The sequence below is a fragment of the Rubritalea squalenifaciens DSM 18772 genome (assembly GCF_900141815.1).
Lineage (GTDB): Bacteria > Verrucomicrobiota > Verrucomicrobiia > Verrucomicrobiales > Akkermansiaceae > Rubritalea > Rubritalea squalenifaciens.
Genome location: NZ_FQYR01000004.1, coordinates 178,917 through 202,371 on the forward strand (window position 1 = coordinate 178,917; position 23,455 = coordinate 202,371).

A 23,455-nucleotide genomic window follows, 5' to 3' on the forward strand; every position below is an offset into this window, starting at 1 on the left:
TTTACCCTCGCTTCAGCTGAGACGGAAGGGGAGATTTGCTGACGTATTCGGTATTTTAGTATATGCGTTTGCAAATTTGCTATGCTTGATTAGGACTCTTGAGCGTTCGGATAGCCGAACGCTTGTCTATATGAGTGAATCGATACCAGTGAGTCAGGAGGCTAAAGAGTCGGCAGTGCCGGTTACTTTAGGCGGAAGACTTGCTGGGCTTTCCTTGCCCCGGCAGATCATCGCTTTGGCTCTTTGGCCCTTGCTTCAGAACATGATGGGGACTCTGGTAAGCTTTGCTGACCGTATTATTGCGGGCCGCATGTTTGTAGGAGAAGAGCTGGTGGCCGCCATGGATACCATGGGCTTGGCCATGTATGTAGGCTGGCTGATGATGATCATGCAGGGGGCGATCGCTACTGGAGCCCAAGCCTTGGCTGCTAGAGGTTTTGGGGCCGGTGATCAAGAACTGGTGGAAAAGGCCACAGGGCAGTCAATGGTGCTGGGCACTTTGTCTGGTTGTGTGAGTGGTCTTCTCTTGTGGTTGTTCAGGGGGCAGCTGATCTCCATGTTTGGACTCACGGAAATCGCGGCTCATTATGCGAACCAGTACATTACCTGGATTTCTCTGGCGGCCCCATTGAGTGGAATTTTATTTGTGTGTAATGCCTGCCAGAGAGCTGGAGGTGACACGCTTACCCCGTTTTACGCCATGGTGGTGGTGAATATCGTGAATGTCGCCATGAGTGTCGGGCTCATGCTCTATGTGCTCCCTGCGGAGCAATATGGAGTCAGTGGCCTGGCGCTGGGAACTGTCGGTGGCTGGCTGGCTGGAGCCCTCGTGGTGCTTTACACATTACGCCCTGCGGCTGAGGGCAAGGCTGTCGTAGTTATCCGGCGTGAAAATCTGCGATGGGAGAGCAAGACTATCAAGCGGGTGGTGAAAGTGGGCATTCCCCAGTTCGTGGAAATCATCGGGATGTGGGCGATCCATGCCTATGGTGTCCGAGTGGTGGCAGGTCTTGAGACGGAAGGTATGGTGGGAGCGCACGGCATGGTTGTGCAGATAGAAAGTTTGAGCTTCATGCCGGGATTTGCACTTGGTATGGCGGCCTCTACGCTGGCTGGTCAGTACTTGGGAGCCCAGAGCAAGGAATTGGCCAGGCATGCGGTACGTGTCTGCTGGGGGCTTGCGGTCTTGACCATGGGGCTGGCGGGTATTTGCCTGATATTGTTTGCTGAGCCTTTGGTGGCACTGATGAGTCCTGGCGGTGGTGCTCAGGCTGAAGCTGCGGTTCGAGTACTCAGAATTATTGGATTCGTGCAGCCATTCTTTGCTACGGCCATGGTGATGAAGATTTCCATGCGCGGAGTAGGGGCTACGAAGACCGTGATGGCTGGCTCGTTCAGCGTGATGATCTGTATTCGGATCGGTGTCTTGACCTATGCTGCACAGCATTGGAATCCGGATTTGACCATGGTGTGGATGATCATGTCTGCCGATCTGGTCGTGCAAGCGATTGTCTTCGTGATCCTGCATTTCCGTGGTAAATGGCTGGATACTGAAGTCTAGAACACCTTGTTTATTAGCTTGCTAGCTCCAAAATATGGGCTAGATCTGTGGGCAGTATGAAATTGAAATTACTCTGCTGCGCAATCGCTGTGATGGCACTGCCTATGTGGGCCACAGCTGAACCTGAAACTGAGGCAAAGACCCCAGCAGCCAAGGGAGCTGATACTGTGGATGCTCTGGCGAATGAGACTATGGCTAAGCTGAATCAGTTGATTGTCATTCTTGAGAGCGTCAAGGATGAGGCTAGTGCAGATAAAGCGGTGAAGGACATCGACCAGGTTGGTAATGACATGCTGGCAATTTCCAAGCGGCTTTCCAAACTTGATAAGCCTAGTGACCAGAAGAAGGCGGAGCTGGAGAAGAAATTTGCTGCTAAGGTGCAGGAATTTGGCCCGCGTGCTGGTGCCGCTATGATGAATATGCTCGAGAGGGAAGAGCTGGCGATCAAAGTCGGTAAAGCGATGGAAGGTGTCGGTGAGAAGATGGAGCAGGCTGGTAAGGTCTTCGAAGACTACTTCGGGAATGGTGAAACCCAAGAGGGGTAACCTTCATGATGATTTACTTAAAAGCGCCGGTAGAGTGACTCTGCCGGCGCTTTTGTGTTAATTGATTTTCTTGAAGCGGATGCGGGCCTCGAAGTTTTCCTCGCCACCCGGTTTTTTGACGGGGTAGGCTAGCCAGAATCCTTTCTCATCCCAAGTCATGACATAGGGGACTGGCTTTTCATTGCCTGTCAGGTTGAGTGGGATGGTGAGCTGTTTGTCCGATTGCTCAGTCGGTTGGAAGTATTGCTTTCGCTCGGAAGTCCCGTCATCGATCTTGAAGACTTTTCCGTCAAAATCGATAAGCAGAAGAGGCCAGACGGTGATCAGTGCTTCGGCATCCAGATCGGTACCGTAATTTCGCTCTACCAGAGATTGCTGAGAAAGCGCTTTATCGATGGCAAAAGTGCCAATGATCGCTTCGGGAGCCTTCGCTGTGACCTCGATGACTGGCTCTTCCGGTGGAGCTTCTGGGATGTCGTCTGGTTTCTCCTCAGGCTTCGGTTTAGGATCTGGAGCCGTTAGTTCGGCGGCTGGCTGGCTGGCTGCAGGGGAGGCGGCGGCAGATTGATTGGTTGATGATTTCTGGTCCTGGATCTGTCCTAGGCGGTACTCTTTAATCAAGATGATGCCGAGAAACGCGAAGACGGATACCAGGGTTAAAGCGATGATCTGCCGCACGGTAATAGGGTGTTACGTTAGAAAGAAACAGCGAAGTAAACTCCCCCATAGAAGGAGTCGTTGCCGAGATCGTCTCCATCCAACAGAATGGACGTAGCGATATAGGGGGATACGGAAACCGATTCGTTGATGTCGTAGGTGTAGGCTAACTTGGCGAAAACGTCATTGAAGCCTTCTCGTCCGTAGTAACCATCAACCGCGCTGACGCCGCCTCGTAGTGTCACGAAGGAGTGGTCGTTGATGCTGTAGTAGTATGAGCTGAAGAGCTCGCCATACCAACCGTCAGCACCTGTGTCGTAGCTCACGGATGCACCGAGATCCACGCATTTGTTGATGTGCCATGTGGCGCTACCAAAGATATCAAAACCATCTTCAAAGAATGAATCATCATAATCATGGAAGGTGGTTCCCAAAGCATAGGTCATGTCGCCGATGTCCTTGCGGAGATCCAAGTAGATGCCGAACTCGTTGAAGTCACCATCGTCTAACTCGTTGTTGTACCAAGCGGTCGCATTGATAGAGAAATCGTTGGCTAAGCTCACTCTTGAGCTGAGTTGAAAGTCGATCGTGTCGTTAGCAAGCTCGAAACCGCGGTGTACGTACTCGGAGCGGTAGGAGGTAAGCGCTTCGATGCCGTAGGGGATGCTCAGGTCAGCGTAGGCACTCATTGAGGTGCCGGCAATCAGGGCGCTAGTTAGGAAAGTCTTGAGATGATTCATTTTGATAAAAGCAAATGTACTAGCCTAGGTATGCTGGGCATCCCTAGGCTTGTCAAATTCAAAGCATGTTCTGCGTCTAGGCTGTAACCTTGATTTTAGAAAATGCCTGCTGGATTTTTTCCAGTCCTTCTTGGACGCGTGAGTGAGGACAGCCATAGTTGAATCGCACGTGTCCAGGAGCCCCAAATGGAGCGCCGTCAGAGAGGAAGAGTCCCGCCTCTTTCTCCAGGAAGTGAGCCGGGTTTTCGAGGCCGAGTGGTCGGCAGTCGAGCAGGGCCAGATAAGTGGCCTCGTTGAATGGTACGCTGACTCCTTCAAGGTCATTGGTGACGAAGTCGGTCAGAGTGTCGCGGTTCTTGCGCAGGTAGGCGAGCAGCTCTTGGCGCCATGGTTCGCCGTGCTTGTAGGCGGCCTCAGCGGCATAGAAGGATAAGCAATTGATTTCCGGGAGAGTATGTCCTCTCGCCGCCAGGAACTTGCGGCGGATCGTGTCGTTCTCAATGACGGCGACTGCGTAGCCCATGCCTGCAATGTTGTAGGTCTTGGATGGGGACTGAAGGACAATGAGTTTCTCTCGCAGCTCTTCCGGCAGGTGGACGGCAGAGAAGAATGGCTGCTCGTCTTCGTTCAGAACGAGATCACAGTGAATCTCATCGGAGACGAGGAGAAGATCATGGTGCTTGCAGAACTCTGCGACCTTGATGATTTCCTCTTTGGTGAAGTTGCGCCCGAGCGGATTCTGAGGGTTGCAAAGCAGAAAGACTTCGGTGTTTTCAGTGACTGCTTTCTCCATGCCTTCGAAGTCGAATGTCCACTTGCCGTCTTGTTCAATGTGTGGAACGGCGATGGTGTCGATTTTGGCATCGTGGCCCACACCGAGGAAGGGGTAGTAGACCGGGGTGCAGGTGAGTAGGGCATCACCTGGCTGGGTGAATGCTCGCGCAGCCAGTGAGAGGGCGGGTACGAGACCTCCTAGATGGATAAGGTGATCGGCTGAGAGGGTGTAGTTGTGCCTGCTAGAGAAGTATTGGATCACTGCTTCGACGACTCCTTCATGCGCTTGCGCATAGCCAAGAATGCCGTGGTCCACGCGCTTGCGAATGGCATCCAAAATGACGTCTGCGGATGCAAAATCCATATCGGCCACCCAATAGGGATCCAGTTCAGGACGTCTGTCCCACTTGATGCTACCAGTGCCGCGACGAGAAATGATGGTGTCGAAGTTCATATGTGCTGACTGTGGCCTTTCTAGGGCTTGGTTTGAAGTGTAATTTTTATGGATAGAAAAAAGCCACCCGGTTGAGGGGTGGCTTTGATGAGAGAAAGGTGGGACGCCTTGTTAAATTAGTCGATGCCGAGGACTGCTTTGGCAGAAGTGTATTCCATGCCGTGTGCGGAAGCAACTGGCTGGCAAGTGACTTTGCCCTGCATGCAGTTGATGCCGCCGATGAGTGCTGGGTGCATCTCTGCGGCTTTCTTTACGCCTTGCTCGGCGATCAGAGTCGTCCAGCGGTGAGTCACGTTATTGAGGGCCTGAGTGGCAGTACGTGCATAAGCGCCAGGCATGTTGGCCACACAGTAGTGAAGTACGCCTTCTTCGAAGTAAGTTGGGTTCTCGTGTGTGGTGGCGCGTGTGGTTTCTGAGCAGCCGCCTTGGTCCACAGCGATATCCACGAAGACGGAGCCTTCTGGCATCAGCTTGAGCATCTTACGGTTGATGAGTTTTGGTGCGGCAGCGCCTGGAACCAGAACGGCACCAATGACCAGGTCAACACGAGGAAGCAGTTCTGCAAGGTTGGCTTCACTGGAGTAGACGGTGCGAGCACCTTCCATGGTGATGTCGAGGAAACGCATGCGGTCAAAGTCCACCTCAAGGATGGTTACATCTGCGCCAATACCTTGGGCGACTCGGGCTGCATTGACACCAGCGGTACCCCCGCCGATCACAACTACGCGCCCAGGAAGAACGCCGGGAACGCCGCCGAGAAGGACCCCACGGCCGCCATTGTGCTTGGCTAGATGATAGGCGCCAACGATGGAGGACATGCGGCCTGCGATTTCGGACATCGGCTCGAGCAGTGGGAGACGTCCGTTGACTTCCACTGTCTCGTAGGCAATGCCAGTGCAGCCAGAGGCTGTGAGTGTCTCAGTGAGTGTCTTGTCTGCTGCAAGGTGAAGGTAAGTGAAAAGAGTGTGGCTCTCGTTGAGCATGGCTACCTCAGATGGCTGAGGTTCCTTGACTTTCACGATGAGACTCGCGTTCTCGAAAACATCCTTGGCGGTGTCTACGAGGGTTGCACCATTGGCCTCATACTGATCGTCAGTGTAGCTGGAGCCTTCACCTGCGCCCTTTTGGACGAAAACGGTGTGTCCACGGCGCACAAGATCGCCAACAGAGGCTGGGATCATGGCTACGCGGTGCTCCTGGTTTTTAATTTCAGTTGGAATACCGATATTCATAGATGGAGTGTGGTAATGTGTAGTGAGAGCAATGCGGAGTGAATATTACCATTCCCGATTGCGGGAGAGCTATAACGCCACGAATGACTTATGGAAGGAATTTCTCTCAGGTTTTGACGATTTGTGTAAAATGACAGTCCTTTATGGATAATTGCACCACAGGGGCATAAAAAACGCCGACTGTTTCCAGCCGGCGTTTTGAAATCGATCTTAGTCTCTGTCAGTTTACTTCCTGCCAGCAGGATTCACCTCGGCTTCGAGGTTGGCATCCAGAAGCTCGCGGCGGAGGTTGATGCCGCGGATCTTGGAGAAGATGTAAACGATCGGAGAGGCGATGAAGATGGATGAGTAAGTACCCACGATCACACCGAGCATAATGGCCAAGGAGAAGGCTTTCAGCGAAGATCCACCGAAGATGAAGAGCACGAGTACAGCCATGAATGTGGTCATGGAGGTGATGATCGTACGTGATAGGGTGGCGCTGATGGCATTGTTCATCACGTCGCGGATCTCGCCGCGCTTGGTCTGGAGGTCTTCACGGATACGGTCGAATACCACGATGGTGTCGTTAATGGAGTAACCGGCGATGGTCAGGAAGGCGCCCACGTGAATGAGGGAGAGCTCCTGCTTGAAGATGACTAGGATACCAAGCGAGATCAGAATATCGTGGACCAGTGCGAGGAAGGCACCGACCGCGAAGGAGAACTCGAAGCGGAGGGTGATGTAGATCAGGACGGCAAAAATACCGAATGCCAGTGCCCAGATCGCGTTGGCGAGGAACTCACCACCGAGAGTCGGGGAGACACTCGTTGTACTGGAAGGAATCTTGTAATCCTCGACCATTTTACCGGAGTTCTTGTCCTCGATCTGAACCTCCTCGTCGAAACCAGGAAGGTTGGCACGGATAGCTTGCTTAACGATCTCGGAATCCTCACGGCTGGATTTGATCGCGATATTGGAGCCTTGGCCAGTAACCGTCTCGATTTGGGATGAGACGTTCTTTTCAGTTTCGACGTTATTGATGATAGCGTCCACTTCGGTTTGAGTGATGGTGACGCCCTCTGGTACCTCGAATCGGGTGATCTCACCACCTACGAAGTCGATGCCGAGGTCTTCCTTGCCCTTGAGGGCGAGGGAGCCGATGCCGCCGACGATGAGGACGGCTGAGAGGGAAAAGGCGATCTTACGCTTGCCAAGGAAGTCAATATAGCGCTCAGGGATCAAGTTCAGGAACTTGACCTTCTTGAGTGCTCCTGTGTCTGAACTCCACCAGAAGAGAACTCTGGTGCAGAGGAGGGCGGCAATCAGGGTGCCGAGAATACCGATGGTGAGAGTCACAGCAAAGCCCTTCACGGAGCCGGTGGCTTTCCAGAAGAGGATCAGAGCGGTGAGGAGCGTAGTGATGTTCGCATCAAAGATTGCGGAGAAGGCTTTGTCGTAGGCGGCTGAGATAGCGGCACGTACGGACTTGCCTTTGGCGAGTTCCTCACGGAGGCGCTCGTAGATCAGAACGTTAGCATCCACAGCCACACCGATAGTCAGGATGATACCTGCAATACCTGGCAGTGTGAAAGAGGCTCCGAAGAGTGCCATGGCGCCGAAGAGGACGATGATGTTCATCACAAGACCGACCAGGGCGATGATGCCTGAGTAGCGGTAGTAAAGGATGACGAAGAGGATGGTGATCAGGAGGCCAGCAATACCAGCATTGATACCCTGCTTGACGGTTGCTTCACCGAGTGTGGCGGAAACGGAGCGCTCGTCGATGACTTCAATCTCGTTCTCCATTGGGTTGGCTAGAGCCTTGGCAAGGCGCTCACACTCCTCGAGGTTGTCGAGGCCGCTGATGACGAAAACTTTGGAGAGGATATCCGCATTGAGGACGGCGTCGTTCATGACTTGGCCGTCAAGAATGGAGACGATGTGGTCTTGTCCACGCTGGAGAGAACTAGTGAAGTCCTCCATCTTTGTAGTACCTTCACTGGTGAGAGTGATTTGTACCTCAGTATTGGTGGCGTAGTTCGGAGTCGCGCGGGCGATGTCCTTACCTCCGAGAGCCGCACGGCGCTCAACTAGAACGTAGGTGGTGAATTCTTCTCCAGTCTTAGGGTCCTTCTGGGTGTATGGGAAGGCGCGGGCACCTGGGACAATCTCTTCCTTGTCGAAAACCTGCTTAGCAAGGATTGGATTGTGCTGGTCGTGGCGCTTGTGGAGAGTGAGCTTGGCAGTAGTTGTCAGGAGTTCCTTGAGACGGTCTGCTTCTGCGGTGGAAATTTTCGGGATCTGGATCTCGATGCGGTTACCCTGGATGGTTACCGGAGCATCGAGAGTACCACTTTCGTTGAGGCGGTTTTCCAAGATAGTCTTGGCAGTATCCATCGCCTCCGGAGTGATTTCTACGGTCTCTTCCTGTCCAGTTTCTTCGTTGAAAACCTTGTTTTCCTTCACTTCGATGATGAAGGATGTACCGCCGACGATTTCAATACCGGCCTGGAGGTTGTTGGCTTCTTTGAAGGTCTTCTCTCCGGTGGCTACCAGATAGAGGTTCTTCGGAGAAATGATGGCGAAGAGGGAGAGAACGGTGATGGCGGTAACGATGACGGTGCCGACGTTACGCTTCACCTTTTCTTTTTCCGTGGCGAGGTACCAGAACAGGAGGATGAGTAGAGAGACCCCTGAGAAGAGGACCATCGTGGTGTCGCTGCCTGTGCCTGCTGCTAATGAATTGATCATAAGAATGGGTATATTCTGGTTTGGTGGCCGCGCTTGGGCACGACCTTTCCGAGCCCTTTATTAAAAAAGAGCTGGGAGTTCATGAACTTGTTTTGCCTCTGCGTCAATCGCTAGTTCCGATTTCCGGGGGGATTCGCTGGTTAGACGTGCGAGGGCGAGTAGAAGGAGAAAGTGCAAGGGGTTATTGGGTAACGCTCTTAAATTCAATGATGTCTATCTTGTTTGGGAGGGAGTTGCGTAAGGCTCTGCTGAATTGCTCACATTCTTCGAGGCTATCTAATCCGCTGATGACAAATATTTTGGATAATTTCTCTGCGTTCAGGACTGCGTCAATCATGACTTTCCCATCGAAAATACAGACAATGTGATCCTCGCCCTGTTTGAGGGATTTAGTGAAGGTCTCCATCTTTTTGGTGCCATCATCAGTGAGTGTGATTTGAACTTCAGTCCCGGTAGCGTAGTTCGGATTGGCGTGCTTGATATCTTTAGCGCTGATAGCTGCTCGACGCTTTACTAGAACATAGCTGGACTCGATGGCCTTACCTGTCTTGGGATCTGTCTGTGGATACTCGTAGGCGCGCGCGCCTGGGACGATTTCTTCACCTTTGAAGACTTTCTCGGCAAGTACAGGATTATGCCTAGGATCGCGTTTGTGGAGTGTGAGAATAGCAGAGGTGGTGAAGAGTGCTTTAAGGTGCTTGGCTTCGTCTGGGGAAATTGGTTTAGGTATTTGAATTTCGATGCGGTTTCCTTTTACGGTGATGGAGGCATCAAAGGTGCCATTGTCTTTTAAGCGTTTCTTGAGGGAGTTTACAGTATCATCCATCTTCAGAGGTGTGATTGGGACAACTTCCTCCTGCTTGGTTTCCTTGTTGAAAACTTTGTTCACCAAGACTTCTAGAACGAAGATGTATGAGGAGGGCTTCTCCTCTTTTTTCTCTTCTGCATGAAGGGAGAAGGCGGAGAGTGTGAGTGCTGCTAAGATGGCAAAACGTTTCATCATGCTGGCGAGACTAGGTCAGGGGGAAGGAGTAAGTCAAACTTGTGTGCGATTGGGCTTGGATGATGGGGCGGGGTGGTTTTGACTCTGCCCAGATATGAAGATTCTTGTAGTTGGTAAGGGCGGACGCGAGCACGCGTTGATTTCCGCATTCAATGATTCTGCTACCGATACCGAGCTGTACTGCTTCCCGGGTAGTGATGCGATTTCCGAGATTGCCGAGTGTGTTGAGGTAGATGGCCTGGAGGCTCTCATCGACTGGATGTGCCTGAACAACATCGACCTCTGTGTGGCTGGTGAAGAAAGCTACCTCGTCAAAGGCGAAGGTCTGGCAAACCTCTGTGAGAAGGCTGGCATCCCGTGTTGGGGGCCTCACAAGCAGAGTGCCCAGCTTGAAGCGAGTAAGGAATTTGCTAAGGAATTCATGAAGCGCCACAACATCCCGACTGGTGACGCTACAGGTTGTGCAGATATTGAAGAGGCCCGTGCGGCGATCAATGGAGTCTACCCGGCCGTACTTAAGTTTGATGGACTTGCCGCTGGCAAGGGCGTAGCCGTTTGCCCGGATGAAGCGACCGCCGAGGAGTTCCTGCAGGAAGTCATGGTGGAGCGCCGTTTCGGTGATGGCCGTCTTCTCGTGGAAGAATGCCTGATCGGTCCGGAGGTTTCCGTCTTTGCGGCTGTGGTGGATGACCAATACCTGATCTTCACACCTGCCCGTGACTACAAACGCGCGCTGGATGGTGACCATGGCCCGAACACTGGTGGTATGGGGGCAGTGGCATCTCGTCAGCTGGTAAGCGAAGAACTTCTCAACCGCATCGAGGCTGAGATCGTCAAGCCGACCGTGGATGGTCTGGTGAAGGATGGTCTGCCATACCGTGGATTTATTTACTTTGGTCTGATGATCACCGAGGCTGGTCCGAAGATTATTGAATACAACTGTCGCTTTGGTGACCCGGAATGCCAGGCTGTGATGCCGATCGTCGGTGGTGACTTGGCTGCATTCTGTGAGGCTGGAGCGAAAGGTGATCTGAAGAGCGAGCTACTTGCTTTCAGTGAGGGTTGGAGTGTATGCTTGGTGCGCGCTTCTGCCGGCTATCCGGAAAGCTCCCGCAGTGGTGATGTGATTTCCGGTCTGGAAGAGGTGGATGATTCCGCCCGCGTGTATCACGCCGGTACCCGTAAGAATGCTGAAGGCCAGTGGGAAACCAATGGTGGCCGTGTTCTCGCAGTGGTGGCTGGTGGCTCCGACCGTGAGTCCGCCGTGGAGGCTGCCTATGCTCAGCTTGAGAAGGTGAGCTTCGATGGAATGCAGAGCCGTACAGATATCGGTACCTTCAACTTCTAATTTCTCCTCATGCTTCGCTGTGAAAATATCGCCAGCATTGGTGATGAGGTGGCCCTCGCCTGGAGTGATGGCCTCGAGACCTATGTGAAGTACGAGGATCTCCGCCGTGCCTGCCCCTGTGCCAAGTGCCAGGGGGAGCCGGATGTGACAGGGAAGATCATCAGTCTCGGTGACGTGGAGTACAACGAGAACAGCTTCAAGCTGGTGCGCTGGGAAAACATCGGGGGCTACGCCTTCCAGTTCTGGTGGGCTGATGGCCACAGTACCGGCATCTACAGCTACGAGTACCTGCGCAAACTGGAGAGATAGAATCTAACGCATTTTGTTGCATAACACTTGCCGCTCGAGTCCGCCGTGGCCGAGCGGTATTTTTGTGCCATCAAGCCATTTGGCATTGTCTCACAGGTGGTGGGTATTTATGCATTGGTCATGCAGATCATCGACGGAAAACAAGTAGCAGAAAAGGTGCTGTCCGAGTGCAGTGACAGAATTGCAGCTCTGAAAGAGAAAGGTGTCACCCCAGGTCTGGCAGTAGTGCTAGTCGGTGAGGATCCTGCATCCAAAGTTTATGTCGGCTCCAAGGCCCGCAAATGTGTGGAACTCGGTATCTACTCCCGCAAGATCGAGCTTCCAGCTGACTCCTCTCAGGAAGAAGTTATGGCTGTCGTGGAAGAGCTGAACAACGACGACAAGGTCCACGGGATTCTTGTCCAGTCACCGCCACCACCACACATCGATGAAGAAGCGATTGTACGTGCGATCAACCCAGCAAAGGATGTGGATGGATTCCATCCTGAGAACGTGGCCAAGCTGGCTCTGGAAGACCCGACTGGTTTCGTGCCATGTACTCCAGCTGGCTGCATGCGTCTACTTAAGGAAGCTGGTGTAGAAACTAGTGGTGCTGAGGCGGTGGTGATTGGTCGCTCCATGATTGTGGGTAAGCCGATGGCGCTTCTTCTAATGGGTAAAGCTGGCAATGCTACTGTGACCGTTGCTCACTCCCGCACCAAAGATCTTGCCGAAGTCTGCCGTCGTGCAGACATCATCGTGGCAGCCATCGGCAAGCCTGAGTTTGTCACCGCAGATATGGTGAAAGACGGTGCCACGATCATTGACGTGGGCATCAACCGCGTGGAAGACGCTAGCAAGAAGAGCGGCTACAAGCTAGTCGGTGACGTAGCTTATGATGAGTGCGCACCGAAGTGTAAGGCGATCACCCCAGTACCTGGCGGCGTAGGCCCGATGACCATCGCCATGCTCATGCAGAATACGGTGCAGGCGGCAGAAGCGACACTCTAATCACTAGGATAGATTACATTTTCTCAAAAGGCTCCTGAACGGGAGCCTTTTTTGTTCAGAATAGCCTCGCATAGCTTTGCTGCAGCTGGGCATGCCATTTTTCTAGGAAGGCGAGATTGCGGGTGATCTGGGGAAGGTCACTAATTTCTGGAGAATCGGCGAGTCTGTTGAGATACGAGTTTTGCTGTTCCTCGATCTTGGAAATCTCTGAGCCGAGGGTCTCTTGTAGGAGCATGGACTCTGGTTCTAACAAGGCCTTGGCGAGAGCTGTTGTCGCTGCGGACTTCTTGCGAAGGAAGGCATCGGTCTGCTGCAGCGTCTCGCCAACGCTCATGAAGAGGTCCATCAGGTCAGAGGTGACGGAGCCGCGGGAGTCGTATTCGATTCCTTTCAGTTCCATGTAGTGTTTGAGCCTCTTCGCGGGCGAGCGAAGGGTATTGTAGGCGAGATTGATGGCGTCAAAGGTCGTCTTGTCGCCTCCTTGGTCGGGATGATTCTCGGCAGCAATTTTCTGATAGGCATCGCGCAGGGAGTCGAGATCCAGAGTGAGAACGGGCTCGAGGCCGAGGGATTGGAAATGGTTGGTCTCCATGAGTGAAGGCTTCAGTTAGGCTTTCTTGAGTTTCGTGTCGATGATGGCCTGTAGGGCACGCTCGGCGGCGAAGAGGCCGACAGTTGCGGTCATGTGGGTGATGGAGCCATAGCCACTGGCGCAGTTCAGACGCATATCCTGGCCGTCACCATCTTTGGGGCGGTTAGGGGAGACGCTCCCATCGCATTGAGGGTACATCGGCTGCTCCGTGGAGAAGATGGCCTCAATGCCGAATTTACGGGGCTTCTTGGCATCGCCTTTGGGGAAGCCATATTCTGAGCGGAGCTTGTTACGAACTTGGGCGATGAGCGCGTCGTTGGTGACGCGGGAGATATCCGCTATCTGAATTTTGGAGGGATCACGGAGGCCGCCTGCTCCACCGCAGCAAATGACAGGGACCTTGCGCTGCTTGCAATGATGCAGCAGATGGGCCTTTTGGCGAACCCGGTCGATGGCATCGACAACGACATCGAAGTTGTGAGCTAGGATATCTTCGTAACTGCGTTCGCTGTAGAAGGTCTGGAGGTTGGTGATCTGGCAGTTCGGGTTGATCGCCTTGATACGTTCCTCCATCGCATCGGTTTTCTGGTGACCGATGTTGCCATCCATCGCGTGGAGCTGGCGGTTGATGTTGGTCACGCAGATTTCATCCAGATCTACCATGGTGATATGGCCGACTCCAGAGCGAGCGAGAGCTTCAACAGTCCAGGATCCAACGCCGCCGATTCCGATCACAGCCACATGGGCTTGAGTGAAAGCTTCCAGTGCGGGAATGCCGTAGAGACGTGCGATGCCGCCGAAACGGGAAATGGTAGACTCTTCCATATGTGCTTAGATGATATCCATGAAGCGCGCCTGCTGGAGGGCGGCGTGGATCTTGAAGTCAATGAGTAGCCCTTTTTCTAGCTGGTCGTTGAGGAAAGCGGGCAGAGTTTCTACAGGGACGAGATGGACCTTGATATCTTCACCGGCTACACCACCGCCCTCGTGCTCTTTGGTAAGCTTTGTGGCGGCAAAGAGGTGGGTGATCTCGGGGGTCATTCCTGCCGAAGTGGGGGAGGCCATCAGGTGGGTGATGGCTCCAGCGCGATAGCCGGTCTCTTCCAGTAATTCGCGGCCGGCACTTTCAGCTAGTGATTCACCAGAGAACTCCGGCTCATCACCGACGAGGCCAGCTGGGATTTCGATCACGCTCTTCTGGACAGGGATTCGGAACTGTTCAACCAGAACCAACTCTCCCTGATCCGTAATGGGAAGAATGCCCACACAGCAGTCCGCATTGGGGCGTCGTGCGAATTCCCAATTATCACGGGTGTAGAGGCCGAGGTACTTGCCCTCGTGCAGGGTGATGGTGCTGTCCATGCAGGGAGTTTTGTTTTTCCCGGCTCTGGTTTCAAGCGGCAAAGTTGTCTAGCTTTATTCAAGTCGTTCCAGCTGCCATCCCTTGGCTAGACGAGTGAGTCTGTAGAGGTAGCTTGGATTGGTGCCGACCATGCCTGGGTTAGTGATGGAGTGACGCACTTCCAAGATTGGTCGGTAGTCCGCCGTAAAACCAATCACTTTCATGATTGTGAATGTTCCATGGTCACGGAAGTGTTTCCAGTTGATGGTTACTGTACCGTTTTCTACTTCTCTGGTAATCTCTCCGTTCTTTTTTGCAAGCAAGCGAGATTCTTTCCCTATGGGGAGAACCTTCTTGGGTAAAGCCATGAAGAAGTCCATCTCAGTGAGTTTTGAGTATGCAGGTTCTTCCATGGATTCAGGCAGCGAGCTGTCAGCGATCTCTTCTGCTCTCATTACCGTAGATAAAGTGAACGCTAACAGGGTGATGATGAAGTAAGAGACGTAGGTCATGAGGCTCAGAAAAAAACGTGTTACACAGAGAGTCCTGTCACTAGGTAACGCGGCTGAGCTTCAAAAGCTTAGTCCTCTTCATGCTTTCTCATAGAGTTGCTGCTGGCACAGCTTGCCGACCGTACGAATGGCTTGACGGATACGTTCGTCCATGGGGTAGCCACCATTGATGCGCAGGTAGTTGGTGAGTGATTTCGAGGCTGAGTAGATGGATCCCGGGGTGATGCTGATACCTCGGCTCATGGCTTCGTGCGCCACGCGCTCGCAGTCGACTTGCAAGGGAAGCTGTACCCAGAGAACGAAACTGCCGCGGGGTGAATTCACGCGGGTTCCCTCAGGGAAGTTCTTGAAGATGGATTCACGCATTTGCAGCACCTGGCTCTGGTAGCGCTGGCGGATGCGGCGCAGGTGACGGTCATAGCCTCCATCGGCTAGGAAGGAGGCAACTACGAGCTCGGACACGGTGGGGTTCGAGGTGAAGGAGATATTCTTGATGGCCGTCATTTCGGCATGGCCGGACCGGGCGGCTAACCAGCCCACACGCAGACCCGGTGAGAGAGTCTTGGAGACACCGCCGCAGTGAATCACATTCTCACCACCCGCGTGGGCTAGTAAGGAGGTAGGGCGATCGTTATCAAAGGTAAGGTCTCCATAGAGATCGTCTTCGATGAGGGTGAAGTCACGCTGCTGAGCCAGCTTTACGAGTCGGTTGCGTGATTCGTGTGGGATCACACTACTGGTCGGGTTCTGGAAATTGGGTTGTACCACGCAGGCCTTGATCGGGTGCTTGTCGCTTATTTCATCCAGTACATCGATATCGATCCCGTTGATTGGGCAGACGGGGATTTCGATGACCTTGAGCCTGAGAGATTCAATGATACGCAGGATTCCGAAAAAAGTAGGAGCCTCCACAGCTACGAGATCGCCTGGTTTGCAGCAGGTAGAAAGTGCGATGGTGATGGCCTCCGTGGCGCCACTGGTGATGATGATTTCATCCGGTGAGACAGTAGCTCCAGAGCGCAGCATGCGTTTGGACACTTGTTTACGTAGCTCGATCCTTCCGGGACTAAGTGAGTAGCGCAGTGCTGAGGCTCCGTGGTCGCGGAATGCTTTGTTAGATAGGCTAGCGAGTTTGGCGGTGGGATAGAAGCCATCGTAAGGAACGGCACAGCCAAGCGGTACAATATCCGGATTATTTACGGCAGCAAAGACCTCATCGAAGAGGTCAGGGCGCTCGACGGTGGAAAGCTTACGGCTACTCTCTGGTTGAGCAGGCAGACGGTTGGAGGCAGGAACGCGTGGGCGTACATAGTAGCCTGAGCGTGGCCGTGCCTCTACGAAACCACGGTTCTCCAGCACCTCATAGGCACTCTGGATGGTCGTGATGCTGACATGCTTGTCATGGGCTAGCTGCCTGATCGAGGGCATGCGATCTCCCACACGTAGGCTGCCAGACTGGATGAGCTGCTGCAGGTCGTCCGCCAGTTCCAGATAAGCTGTTTTCTCGTTTGCCGCTTTCATGCTACGTGGATTGTGGTCTCATTTTGAGGAATGAATACAGATACAGATTCCGTAATTGTAGACCGGTACAGTTGAATCTGTATACTTCAACAATCATTTTTGCTGAATCTGTTTAAAGCCTTGATCTGCGGTAGTATAGAGGCATGAAACCACTTATGAGAGGGGTAAGCGCAGCCCTCAATACAATCGCGCAAGCAGGCAAGGTCTACTTCAACACACCACACGGTTGTGAAATCTTCGCGGAGCGCTATGCCAAGAAAATCCACAAGCCTACTCCACAGCGGGCAAAGAGGCACACTGGGCCGCCGGATATCGTGCCTCTGAAGAAAGCTTGCTGATCCAATTCCGGAAGCATCTGATCATAGAAAACCATCCGTATCACCACAGGTACGGGTGGTTTTTTAGGACTACAAAATGGCATGGAAAACGTAGTGGTGGGGAAGCGGGGATTGTGGCATGAATGATCACCAAGAAGATGGACGGGGCGGAACTCATTGTTTTTAGTGTGTGTGCAGCAGGTGTGGTGATCACAGCTATCGGGAGCAAGATGCTTGCCTATGGTTACTTCGATGAAGAAAGTGACGAGGATGCCGAGAATCCAGTCTTCTTGTCCTTCTATACTGGCTTCCTTACTTTTCTGATGGGCTTTTGTAAGGCAGGGAAGAAGCTGTTTGTGGATCGGTCTCATCCTTTAGTGGTTGCTCTGTTTATCTTTCTGTCAGGTCTCTTGATAGTAGGAGCTTCCTACTACCTGCATACCCACCCAGAGGTGTTAGGTGGATATTGATAATCTCCAAATAATGGAGTATCTTGCTAGGTGATGAAAAGTGATGTGTCAGAGAATGCTGGTCAGGTCTGTATACGCTGTGGAGCCGCGAACGAGCCTGGTGCTTCAAGGTGCGAGGAATGTGGTTCACCGATGGATGATTTTGCATCCTCAGCTCCGTGGGAAATGGGTACTGCGGGGGGTAAGGCGTATCACGCCGTCGATCCTGTCAGGAAGCCGATTATCTTCTGGGGCGTGCTCCTCTATTTCGTGCCGACAGGTCTTCTGATGCTGTGGGAGACTAAAGTCATTATCCAAGTCATGCGGGGCCATGAAGTCGCAGTGACTTACTTTGGGATGACAGGAGCCCTGGCGCTAGTTCTTCCTTTGCTTTACAGTCTGGTCAGTATCTGGATAGTTTGCTCGGTAACGAAAAGGTTTCTGAGAAAGACACGTGACGGTGATTGAGAATAAGAAGATCTATAAACATAGATCTATCGTGATGGATACGATCTGGGGTTTGTTTATTCTCAGTGTCATTATCAGTGGCGTGTACAGGGATAATTACAGAGATGTGTGGCTTGGAGTGATGCTTCTCCTCTTGTTCACTGTCGTGCGATGGATGGACATAGATAAAATTGCCACCGAGGGTGTCAGCTCCATCAGAGTGGGGGAGGCTGCTCTAACTGTCGAGTATATCGGACGTCCTGTTTTCAAAGTTCACAAGGATCTGATCCACTCGATTAAAGGATACAAGAGACAGGCGCACATCTACTATTACAGGAATGAAGAGCTCTGCGTGTGTTCATTGCCGAAGAAATACTTTGATCCTGAGTCCTGGAAGCAGGTGCAGAAATTACAGGAAATGTTATGAGGAAAAGTTTAGTGAAGAAATCCAAGTTTTTGAGCTTGGTGCTGAGGCATGATCCGTCCGCAGCGGGGGTGGCTCTGGATGAGAATGGTTGGGTGCTCGTCAGTGAATTGTTAGGTGGTGCCGCCGAGCGTGGTATGCAGATCTCTCTTGAAGAGCTGGAGGAGATTGTGGAGACGAATGAGAAGAAGCGCTTTTCCTATTGTCAGGATAGCGGACGAATCAGGGCCAGACAGGGGCACTCCGTGGAGGTTGATGTAGAGCTGAAAGCTGTAAGTCCACCAGACAGTCTCTATCATGGTACTGCAGAACGCAGTCTACCCACCATCATGAAAGAGGGGTTAAAACGGATGAATCGCCAACATGTGCATTTATCCTCCTGCGAAAAGACGGCGCGTCATGTAGGGGCGAGACATGGGAAACCTGTCATCCTGAAAGTGAATGCCAAGGCGATGTATGAGGACGGTCATCTGTTCTATTTGTCCGAGAATCATGTCTGGTTGGTGGATTTTGTAGAGAGTAAGTATTTAAGTTTAGCTGATTTTTCACATTAGCGATGCAATCTATTTGCCTAGATTGGATGGGTTTTAGGTTATTTATATAATATAAGTTAAATGTTTATGTGTGTGGTGCTTTTGAATAGGTGATTTTCACTAGTATTTAGGAGCCTATTTGTTATAAGGAACTTGTTGATGCTTAATTGTGTCGGCGGTCTTCAGAGGCCGTTTATCCCCCCATCCCCCCCCTCCAAATGAAAAACATCTATCTCATTGGCATGTGCCTGCTTTTGATCGGGCTGGCTCGTGCCGAACACGACTGGGTATCCAGTTATTATCTAAATCCAGCGCCAGAGGATTTCGTTAAAGAAGTCAAAGCCATAGCTGAGAGTGGTGAACTGGATAAAGCTGACCTACATCCCTCACTCATCGGTTTCTTAAGCCAAGTCATGGCCCAGAATCCCAAGAAGGTGGACACTTGGCTGACTCAACTTGAGGACCTCAAGGAGAAGGACAGGACGACATTGTTAGTTGCTGCCTGGTTCTCAGATACGCAAGGTGCTCGTGATTATTTTACCCAGCATGGGTTGAATGAATATCTGCAGTCGAAGCCCAAATCGATTCTGGAGATGAAAATACAGACACCTGAATCCTTGGATCTGCTCTGGGGGTATTTCTTTGCTCGTGGAGACGAGGCATCAATTCGTCACATCGCCACCGCTTTTGACTTAGCCAAGTACGAGGGCTCTTTGGATCGCTACAAGTACGAGAACCAGAGCCTGGAAGCCCAGCAAGCAGCCTATTTAGAAGCAACATTCCAAGCGGCAGTCTGGTCTGTAGAGAGCAACTGCAAGCAACATTCACGTGTACTTGAGTACTGCGAGAAAATCTTTACAGCCCAGGACTTGTCTAAGGCCCAACGCGAACAGCTCGGAAAAATCTTGGTCAGAGTGAAGCCAGAACAATACCGGCTCGAAGATGGAAGGGTTATCTCTGTGGGAGCCGTGAGTACCATTAGGGACTAGACGCTCACTCTGCAATCAGCTGCTCGACGGTCACTGAGACGTCCATGCTGGATCTGGCATGACCCCGGAATGTTCCGATGATGGGAGCTACATCCATGTAGTCGCGCCCTATGGCTGTGGTGACATAAGTTTGGTCTGTGACCTTGAGATTCGTGGGGTCGAGTCCGATCCATCCATAGTCTTTGATATAAACTTCTACCCAGGCATGAGAGGTGCGTGATCCTTTGAGGTGGTGATCATGGGTGGGATCGTAGAAATAGCCAGAGACATACCGGGCTGGAATTTGGAGTGCCCGGCAGTAGGAGATCATGGCGTGGGCAAAATCCTGGCAAACGCCGGCTTTGCCAGTGATGACTTCGTTGGCATGTGTGGAGACATGGGTAGAACCAGGCAAGTACTGATAGTTTTCATTGATGAAAGCCATCAGAGCGTAGGATGTTTCAAACACATCTTCTGATTTGTCCTGTATATCCAAGGCCTCTCGCCAGATCGCGGGGGTGACTTCGATAAACTGACTATTGTTCAAATAGGGATGAAGTCCGGTGTGCTTGAGGTTGTCTCCAAGTTCCTTGTGCAGGAAGCCGTAGGGCAGATTCTGATAATCCACTTTTGATTCCGAGGTGATGACCGTGCAGCGGCTATCGATTACGAGATAGTCATGCTCTTCAGGGAGAGAGAAATAGTGGACAGTGTTGCCGTGCAAGTCCGGGTAATGGGCGAGATGAGTGGCTGGCAAGACAGAGATAAAGGAGGATTCACAGCGTTGCCACCTGCCGGACACAGGTGTGAGTCTTAACTGATTTTCACTCTCTCTAACAGGGTGACTGTAGCGGTATTCAGTTCGATGATGGATACGCAGACGCATGGGGGTAATGCGACCGATACTAACTGTTTTCAAAGCATGATGAAATAGTGAATTGGCTATTGGGTAGCTATTTTTTGCATTTCATCAGCGACCTGACTGGTGATATCGAGCGATTCCCTAGACCAGATAACACGAGTAAAATTGATTTCAGACTCGGAATCGCAATCAATGACTACTTGTAGATTAAGCCGCTTGCTTATGATTTCGACGGCTTCCTGAAGTGCTTTGCTTTCTGCTGCATCGTAAGGGGGCTTACCTAGAATCTTGGAGCTAGACAGAATCGCGATAGGACTTCCTGCCATAAACACTTGGTTTGAGGAGTTTGTGGATAAGCTAGCCCCATGATTCTGCCGCGTATGGTCGGTATCAGAATTTACTTCTTTCCTAGATGTTGTGGAGTTACTTCTGCGGGTGTTGTCGGAAGTGACGTCATCAGGGTTTGATTTTGTAGGAAGTTTGTTTGAGTTATGGTTTGGAGCACCTGATCCTGTTTGTGAAGTGTCGTTTACAAGATCATGGCTAGTACGATTCTGCCAATAGACATAGCTTCCTGTGGATAGGAAAACGAGGATAAGGAAAAGCAGGGTCAGTTTTGATCGCTTGTTCATAAGTGAATTAGGTGGTTCTCCAGTCTTAGCTAGCATGGAAGCCTTGCGAAGATCTAGCAAGGTCTATTGTGCCTGTTGTCCGGGTTGCTGGTTGATGGCGGTGCTTTCCTGATACTCGGAAGGGATGAGTACGTACGTTTCAAAAATATTCTGACCAATCTCATTAAGCTCGCTTTGAATGGTGTCGATGTATTGGTGGAGACCTGATTCATCGATCTCCTCGCTGGTGGAGTAGTTGAGTTGTGCAAGGAGTTTACCTGTGATGCGTTCGGCTTCGTTGGAGTAATGGCCGAAGGGGACACCAGAGATGGAGTGTAGCAAGAAGTCCATCTGGCGCAGGCAAAAGCGGACTGATCTTGGAAAGGTGGATGAGCATAGCAGGAATTTGATCGCGTTGCTCAGACTTACCTGACCCCTGTATTCCCGGTAGAAGGAGGAGAATCCCGAACAGGAATGAAGAATGGAAACAATATCACTGCGTTTGATGTCCACATGATAGGTCAGTGTGTCGAGAATACGGCTGGTCTTGTCCGCACGCTCTATGTACTTGGCTAGTTGCATGAAATTCCAGCCTTCGTCATGCTGGTTGGTCGCTTCTGTTAGTCCTTGGAACAGTAACGAGAAGTTGATGACCTTTTTGAGTAAGGCCTGAGGGTCATCCTGCCAAAGGTTGTAGGCTTCTGGGCTTTTGATGAAGAGATGGATGCTGTTCAGTTCTAGCCACATATCGGAGGAGATCTGGTCGCGAACCATGCGTCCGTTTGTTCTGGCTTGAGAGATACATTGCTTTACCGAGTCCGGGTTTTCATCTGCGAAGAGAATAAACTCATTGATGTCTGGTGGGTGGCCGAGAGTGATTTCCAAATCACTGTAGGGCTCTTGGCTGTTCGTGGTGTAGATGAGCCATTCACCATTATCCGAGTAGTCTCTGAGCGGGAAGGAATCCAGAGAGTTGTAATGGTTCACGTCGACCATGCGGGCCAAGTTTTCAGCCCGCTCTACATAACGGCCAAGCCAGTATAAGCTGTCTGCGACTCTAGATAACATGGGATGGATAGGGGGTTATTCGTGAAGTACCCAGGTGTCTTTACTGCCTCCGCCTTGAGAGGAATTTACGACTAGGGAATCTTTTCTGAGAGCGACTCGGGTGAGGCCGCCTGGGATGATTTCTATATTCTCTCCATAGAGAATGTAAGGCCTGAGATCGATGTGCCTTCCCTGAATCGAATGATCCTCACAAACCGTGGGGTGACGGGAGAGGTTGATGACTGGTTGGGCGATGTAATTTCGTGGTGATTGTTTGATCTTCAAGGAGAACTCTGCCAGATCCTGTTTGCTCGCAGTAGGGCCTATGAGCATACCGTAACCTCCGGATTCATTGGCAGACTTGACCACTAGCGAACTCAAGTTCTCGAGAATGTACCTTTTGTCGTCATCGCGCCAAGCGAGATAGGTCGGGACATTGGGTAAGTAGGGCTCCTGATCCAGATAGTAGCGGATCATATCTGGTACGTAGGCATAGGTAACCTTGTCGTCAGCGACGCCCGTGCCCACCGCATTGGCCAGTGAGACATTTCCTTTCAAGTAGGCATCCATCAAGCCCGGTACACCAAGGCAAGACTCTTCACGGAAGACAGTCGGATCCAAATAGTCGTCATCCACTCTGCGGTAGATCACGTCTACCAGCTCCAGACCCTTCGTCGTTCTCATGTAGACATGGCTATTCACGACGACGAGGTCCCGGCCTTCTACGATCTCTATTCCCATTTGGCGTGCTAGGAATGTGTGCTCGAAGTAAGCGCTGTTATAGGTTCCGGGGGTTAGTAGAACACAGACTGGCGTGTTCACAGAGCGTGGTGAGATATGCTGAAGTGTTTTAAGAAGCAGTTCAGAGTAATGGTTTACCCGGCGTACTTTGTAGGACTTGTATAGGTTTGGGAAGGCATGCTTCATGGCCTCCCTGTTTTCTAACAAGTATGATACGCCGGAAGGGCAGCGTCCGTTATCTTCCAGAACCATATAGTCACCGTTCTCATTCCTGATGAGGTCCGTGCCGCAGACCTGCAGGTAAATCTCCTGGGCTACCTTGTGCCCCATCATTTCCGGACGGAAGTGTGCTGCGGATTTGACAACGTCTTCTGGCACGATGCCGTCCTTGATGATCTTTTGATCGTGATAGATATCATGGAGGAATAGATTCAGGGCAATAATTCGTTGAGTGAGGCCTACCTCAATCTTTCTCCACTCAGCGGCGGGAATAATCCTCGGGATGAGGTCAAAGGGGAATATCTTTTCGGTTCCCTGCTTGTCGCCATAGACGGTGAAGGTGATGCCTTGCTCAAGGAAGTGTTTGTCGATTCTTCGTTGTTTCTCCTCCAGTTTATGGAGGCTGAGGTTCTGGAAGCGCTGGTGCAGCCGGGTGTAGTGCTTCAAAGGTTTGCCTCCATGACGGGCAAACATTTCATCGAAGAATTCTCCGGTGTCGTAATTGGCGAACATGGCTGTTTGGG

26 protein-coding genes are annotated in these 23,455 nt (G+C 51.8%); 11 read left to right on the forward strand and 15 right to left on the reverse strand.

Annotated features, from left to right (window positions below):
- Positions 1-130 precede the first annotated feature (130 nt).
- Entirely contained in the window at positions 131-1,561 is a 1,431-nt protein-coding gene (locus tag BUB27_RS10970; protein WP_159434919.1) for an MATE family efflux transporter, read from the forward strand.
- A 56-nt stretch (positions 1,562-1,617) separates the two neighbouring features.
- Entirely contained in the window at positions 1,618-2,106 is a 489-nt protein-coding gene (locus BUB27_RS10975; protein ID WP_143183895.1) for a hypothetical protein, read from the forward strand.
- Positions 2,107-2,163: 57 nt separating this feature from the next.
- Here the strand turns inward: BUB27_RS10975 and BUB27_RS10980 are convergent, their stop codons facing one another.
- The 6 genes from BUB27_RS10980 to BUB27_RS11005 form a co-directional block, all read right to left on the reverse strand.
- Complete coding sequence (locus tag BUB27_RS10980) at positions 2,164-2,784, reverse strand: hypothetical protein (protein WP_143183896.1); 621 nt, start codon at positions 2,782-2,784, stop codon at positions 2,164-2,166.
- Between the two features lie 17 nt (positions 2,785-2,801).
- Entirely contained in the window at positions 2,802-3,503 is a 702-nt protein-coding gene (locus BUB27_RS10985) for a hypothetical protein (RefSeq protein ID WP_143183897.1), read from the reverse strand.
- Positions 3,504-3,579: 76 nt separating this feature from the next.
- Positions 3,580-4,731: a MalY/PatB family protein gene (locus BUB27_RS10990; protein WP_143183898.1), complete on the reverse strand. Its 1,152-nt coding sequence runs from the start codon at positions 4,729-4,731 to the stop codon at positions 3,580-3,582.
- 116 nt (positions 4,732-4,847) lie between these two features.
- A complete protein-coding gene (gene ald, locus BUB27_RS10995; protein WP_143183899.1) occupies positions 4,848-5,963 on the reverse strand; it encodes an alanine dehydrogenase in 1,116 nt (371 codons plus the stop codon).
- Positions 5,964-6,188: 225 nt separating this feature from the next.
- On the reverse strand, positions 6,189-8,696 hold the full coding sequence (gene secD, locus BUB27_RS11000) for a protein translocase subunit SecD (protein WP_143183900.1): 2,508 nt from the start codon (positions 8,694-8,696) through the stop codon (positions 6,189-6,191).
- 181 nt (positions 8,697-8,877) lie between these two features.
- Entirely contained in the window at positions 8,878-9,699 is an 822-nt protein-coding gene (locus tag BUB27_RS11005; RefSeq protein ID WP_143183901.1) for a SecDF P1 head subdomain-containing protein, read from the reverse strand.
- A gap of 94 nt (positions 9,700-9,793) precedes the next feature.
- Between BUB27_RS11005 and purD the strand changes: the two genes are divergently transcribed.
- The 3 genes from purD (at position 9,794) to folD (ending at position 12,346) form a co-directional block, all read left to right on the forward strand.
- On the forward strand, positions 9,794-11,047 hold the full coding sequence (gene purD / locus BUB27_RS11010; protein ID WP_143183902.1) for a phosphoribosylamine--glycine ligase: 1,254 nt from the start codon (positions 9,794-9,796) through the stop codon (positions 11,045-11,047).
- 9 nt (positions 11,048-11,056) lie between these two features.
- Entirely contained in the window at positions 11,057-11,356 is a 300-nt protein-coding gene (locus BUB27_RS11015; protein ID WP_143183903.1) for a DUF971 domain-containing protein, read from the forward strand.
- Positions 11,357-11,476: 120 nt separating this feature from the next.
- Complete coding sequence (folD, locus tag BUB27_RS11020; protein WP_143184319.1) at positions 11,477-12,346, forward strand: bifunctional methylenetetrahydrofolate dehydrogenase/methenyltetrahydrofolate cyclohydrolase FolD; 870 nt, start codon at positions 11,477-11,479, stop codon at positions 12,344-12,346.
- Between the two features lie 55 nt (positions 12,347-12,401).
- On the opposite strand, the gene BUB27_RS11025 is transcribed toward folD, so the two are convergent.
- From BUB27_RS11025 to BUB27_RS11045, 5 genes are all read right to left on the reverse strand, one after another.
- Positions 12,402-12,938 (reverse strand): DnaJ domain-containing protein, encoded by a 537-nt coding sequence (locus BUB27_RS11025; RefSeq protein ID WP_143183904.1) that lies wholly within the window; start codon positions 12,936-12,938, stop codon positions 12,402-12,404.
- Between the two features lie 15 nt (positions 12,939-12,953).
- Complete coding sequence (locus BUB27_RS11030; protein WP_143183905.1) at positions 12,954-13,763, reverse strand: tRNA threonylcarbamoyladenosine dehydratase; 810 nt, start codon at positions 13,761-13,763, stop codon at positions 12,954-12,956.
- Between the two features lie 6 nt (positions 13,764-13,769).
- Positions 13,770-14,300, reverse strand: a complete 531-nt coding sequence (locus BUB27_RS11035) for an NUDIX hydrolase (RefSeq protein WP_143183906.1) — start codon at positions 14,298-14,300, stop codon at positions 13,770-13,772.
- A gap of 54 nt (positions 14,301-14,354) precedes the next feature.
- Positions 14,355-14,792, reverse strand: coding sequence for a hypothetical protein (locus BUB27_RS11040; RefSeq protein ID WP_143183907.1), 438 nt, complete (start codon positions 14,790-14,792; stop codon positions 14,355-14,357).
- Between the two features lie 78 nt (positions 14,793-14,870).
- Positions 14,871-16,313, reverse strand: coding sequence for an aminotransferase-like domain-containing protein (locus tag BUB27_RS11045; protein ID WP_143183908.1), 1,443 nt, complete (start codon positions 16,311-16,313; stop codon positions 14,871-14,873).
- A 143-nt stretch (positions 16,314-16,456) separates the two neighbouring features.
- Between BUB27_RS11045 and BUB27_RS11050 the strand changes: the two genes are divergently transcribed.
- The 6 genes from BUB27_RS11050 to BUB27_RS11075 all read left to right on the forward strand — a co-directional run bounded on the left by BUB27_RS11050 (position 16,457) and on the right by BUB27_RS11075 (position 19,472).
- Complete coding sequence (locus BUB27_RS11050) at positions 16,457-16,651, forward strand: hypothetical protein (RefSeq protein WP_143183909.1); 195 nt, start codon at positions 16,457-16,459, stop codon at positions 16,649-16,651.
- A gap of 122 nt (positions 16,652-16,773) precedes the next feature.
- Positions 16,774-17,100, forward strand: coding sequence for a hypothetical protein (locus tag BUB27_RS11055; protein WP_143183910.1), 327 nt, complete (start codon positions 16,774-16,776; stop codon positions 17,098-17,100).
- A 33-nt stretch (positions 17,101-17,133) separates the two neighbouring features.
- Entirely contained in the window at positions 17,134-17,547 is a 414-nt protein-coding gene (locus BUB27_RS11060; RefSeq protein ID WP_143183911.1) for a hypothetical protein, read from the forward strand.
- A gap of 34 nt (positions 17,548-17,581) precedes the next feature.
- Positions 17,582-17,953 (forward strand): hypothetical protein, encoded by a 372-nt coding sequence (locus tag BUB27_RS11065; protein WP_143183912.1) that lies wholly within the window; start codon positions 17,582-17,584, stop codon positions 17,951-17,953.
- The gene (locus BUB27_RS11070; protein WP_143183913.1) at positions 17,950-18,504 is read left to right on the forward strand and encodes an RNA 2'-phosphotransferase; all 555 of its coding nucleotides are present in this window, start codon (positions 17,950-17,952) and stop codon (positions 18,502-18,504) included. The genes BUB27_RS11065 and BUB27_RS11070 overlap by 4 nt, the downstream gene beginning before the upstream one ends.
- Positions 18,505-18,701: 197 nt before the next feature.
- The gene (locus BUB27_RS11075; protein WP_143183914.1) at positions 18,702-19,472 is read left to right on the forward strand and encodes a hypothetical protein; all 771 of its coding nucleotides are present in this window, start codon (positions 18,702-18,704) and stop codon (positions 19,470-19,472) included.
- Between the two features lie 4 nt (positions 19,473-19,476).
- Here the strand turns inward: BUB27_RS11075 and BUB27_RS11080 are convergent, their stop codons facing one another.
- The 4 genes from BUB27_RS11080 to BUB27_RS11095 all read right to left on the reverse strand — a co-directional run bounded on the left by BUB27_RS11080 (position 19,477) and on the right by BUB27_RS11095 (position 23,444).
- Positions 19,477-20,370 carry a transglutaminase family protein gene (locus BUB27_RS11080; protein ID WP_143183915.1) on the reverse strand — a complete coding sequence of 298 codons (894 nt, stop codon included), beginning with the start codon at positions 20,368-20,370 and terminating at the stop codon, positions 19,477-19,479.
- Positions 20,371-20,393: 23 nt separating this feature from the next.
- A complete protein-coding gene (locus tag BUB27_RS11085; RefSeq protein WP_159434920.1) occupies positions 20,394-20,945 on the reverse strand; it encodes a hypothetical protein in 552 nt (183 codons plus the stop codon).
- Positions 20,946-21,008: 63 nt separating this feature from the next.
- Positions 21,009-21,992 carry an alpha-E domain-containing protein gene (locus BUB27_RS11090; protein ID WP_143183917.1) on the reverse strand — a complete coding sequence of 328 codons (984 nt, stop codon included), beginning with the start codon at positions 21,990-21,992 and terminating at the stop codon, positions 21,009-21,011.
- Positions 21,993-22,007: 15 nt separating this feature from the next.
- Positions 22,008-23,444: a circularly permuted type 2 ATP-grasp protein gene (locus BUB27_RS11095; RefSeq protein ID WP_143183918.1), complete on the reverse strand. Its 1,437-nt coding sequence runs from the start codon at positions 23,442-23,444 to the stop codon at positions 22,008-22,010.
- Between the last annotated feature and the right edge of the window lie 11 nt (positions 23,445-23,455).

What these genes read in the sequence shown, in the direction of transcription:
- BUB27_RS10970 (WP_159434919.1), top strand. Translation starts at nt 131, where the DNA reads ATGAGTGAATCGATACCAGTGAGTCAGGAGGCTAAAGAGTCGGCAGTG.
- BUB27_RS10975 (WP_143183895.1), top strand. Translation starts at nt 1,618, where the DNA reads ATGAAATTGAAATTACTCTGCTGCGCAATCGCTGTGATGGCACTGCCT.
- BUB27_RS10985 (WP_143183897.1), bottom strand. Translation starts at nt 3,503, where the DNA reads ATGAATCATCTCAAGACTTTCCTAACTAGCGCCCTGATTGCCGGCACC.
- BUB27_RS10990 (WP_143183898.1), bottom strand. Translation starts at nt 4,731, where the DNA reads ATGAACTTCGACACCATCATTTCTCGTCGCGGCACTGGTAGCATCAAG.
- ald (WP_143183899.1), bottom strand. Translation starts at nt 5,963, where the DNA reads ATGAATATCGGTATTCCAACTGAAATTAAAAACCAGGAGCACCGCGTA.
- secD (WP_143183900.1), bottom strand. Translation starts at nt 8,696, where the DNA reads ATGATCAATTCATTAGCAGCAGGCACAGGCAGCGACACCACGATGGTC.
- BUB27_RS11005 (WP_143183901.1), bottom strand. Translation starts at nt 9,699, where the DNA reads ATGATGAAACGTTTTGCCATCTTAGCAGCACTCACACTCTCCGCCTTC.
- purD (WP_143183902.1), top strand. Translation starts at nt 9,794, where the DNA reads ATGAAGATTCTTGTAGTTGGTAAGGGCGGACGCGAGCACGCGTTGATT.
- BUB27_RS11015 (WP_143183903.1), top strand. Translation starts at nt 11,057, where the DNA reads ATGCTTCGCTGTGAAAATATCGCCAGCATTGGTGATGAGGTGGCCCTC.
- folD (WP_143184319.1), top strand. Translation starts at nt 11,477, where the DNA reads ATGCAGATCATCGACGGAAAACAAGTAGCAGAAAAGGTGCTGTCCGAG.
- BUB27_RS11025 (WP_143183904.1), bottom strand. Translation starts at nt 12,938, where the DNA reads ATGGAGACCAACCATTTCCAATCCCTCGGCCTCGAGCCCGTTCTCACT.
- BUB27_RS11030 (WP_143183905.1), bottom strand. Translation starts at nt 13,763, where the DNA reads ATGGAAGAGTCTACCATTTCCCGTTTCGGCGGCATCGCACGTCTCTAC.
- BUB27_RS11035 (WP_143183906.1), bottom strand. Translation starts at nt 14,300, where the DNA reads ATGGACAGCACCATCACCCTGCACGAGGGCAAGTACCTCGGCCTCTAC.
- BUB27_RS11040 (WP_143183907.1), bottom strand. Translation starts at nt 14,792, where the DNA reads ATGACCTACGTCTCTTACTTCATCATCACCCTGTTAGCGTTCACTTTA.
- BUB27_RS11045 (WP_143183908.1), bottom strand. Translation starts at nt 16,313, where the DNA reads ATGAAAGCGGCAAACGAGAAAACAGCTTATCTGGAACTGGCGGACGAC.
- BUB27_RS11050 (WP_143183909.1), top strand. Translation starts at nt 16,457, where the DNA reads ATGAAACCACTTATGAGAGGGGTAAGCGCAGCCCTCAATACAATCGCG.
- BUB27_RS11055 (WP_143183910.1), top strand. Translation starts at nt 16,774, where the DNA reads ATGATCACCAAGAAGATGGACGGGGCGGAACTCATTGTTTTTAGTGTG.
- BUB27_RS11060 (WP_143183911.1), top strand. Translation starts at nt 17,134, where the DNA reads ATGAAAAGTGATGTGTCAGAGAATGCTGGTCAGGTCTGTATACGCTGT.
- BUB27_RS11065 (WP_143183912.1), top strand. Translation starts at nt 17,582, where the DNA reads ATGGATACGATCTGGGGTTTGTTTATTCTCAGTGTCATTATCAGTGGC.
- BUB27_RS11070 (WP_143183913.1), top strand. Translation starts at nt 17,950, where the DNA reads ATGAGGAAAAGTTTAGTGAAGAAATCCAAGTTTTTGAGCTTGGTGCTG.
- BUB27_RS11075 (WP_143183914.1), top strand. Translation starts at nt 18,702, where the DNA reads ATGAAAAACATCTATCTCATTGGCATGTGCCTGCTTTTGATCGGGCTG.
- BUB27_RS11085 (WP_159434920.1), bottom strand. Translation starts at nt 20,945, where the DNA reads ATGAACAAGCGATCAAAACTGACCCTGCTTTTCCTTATCCTCGTTTTC.
- BUB27_RS11090 (WP_143183917.1), bottom strand. Translation starts at nt 21,992, where the DNA reads ATGTTATCTAGAGTCGCAGACAGCTTATACTGGCTTGGCCGTTATGTA.
- BUB27_RS11095 (WP_143183918.1), bottom strand. Translation starts at nt 23,444, where the DNA reads ATGTTCGCCAATTACGACACCGGAGAATTCTTCGATGAAATGTTTGCC.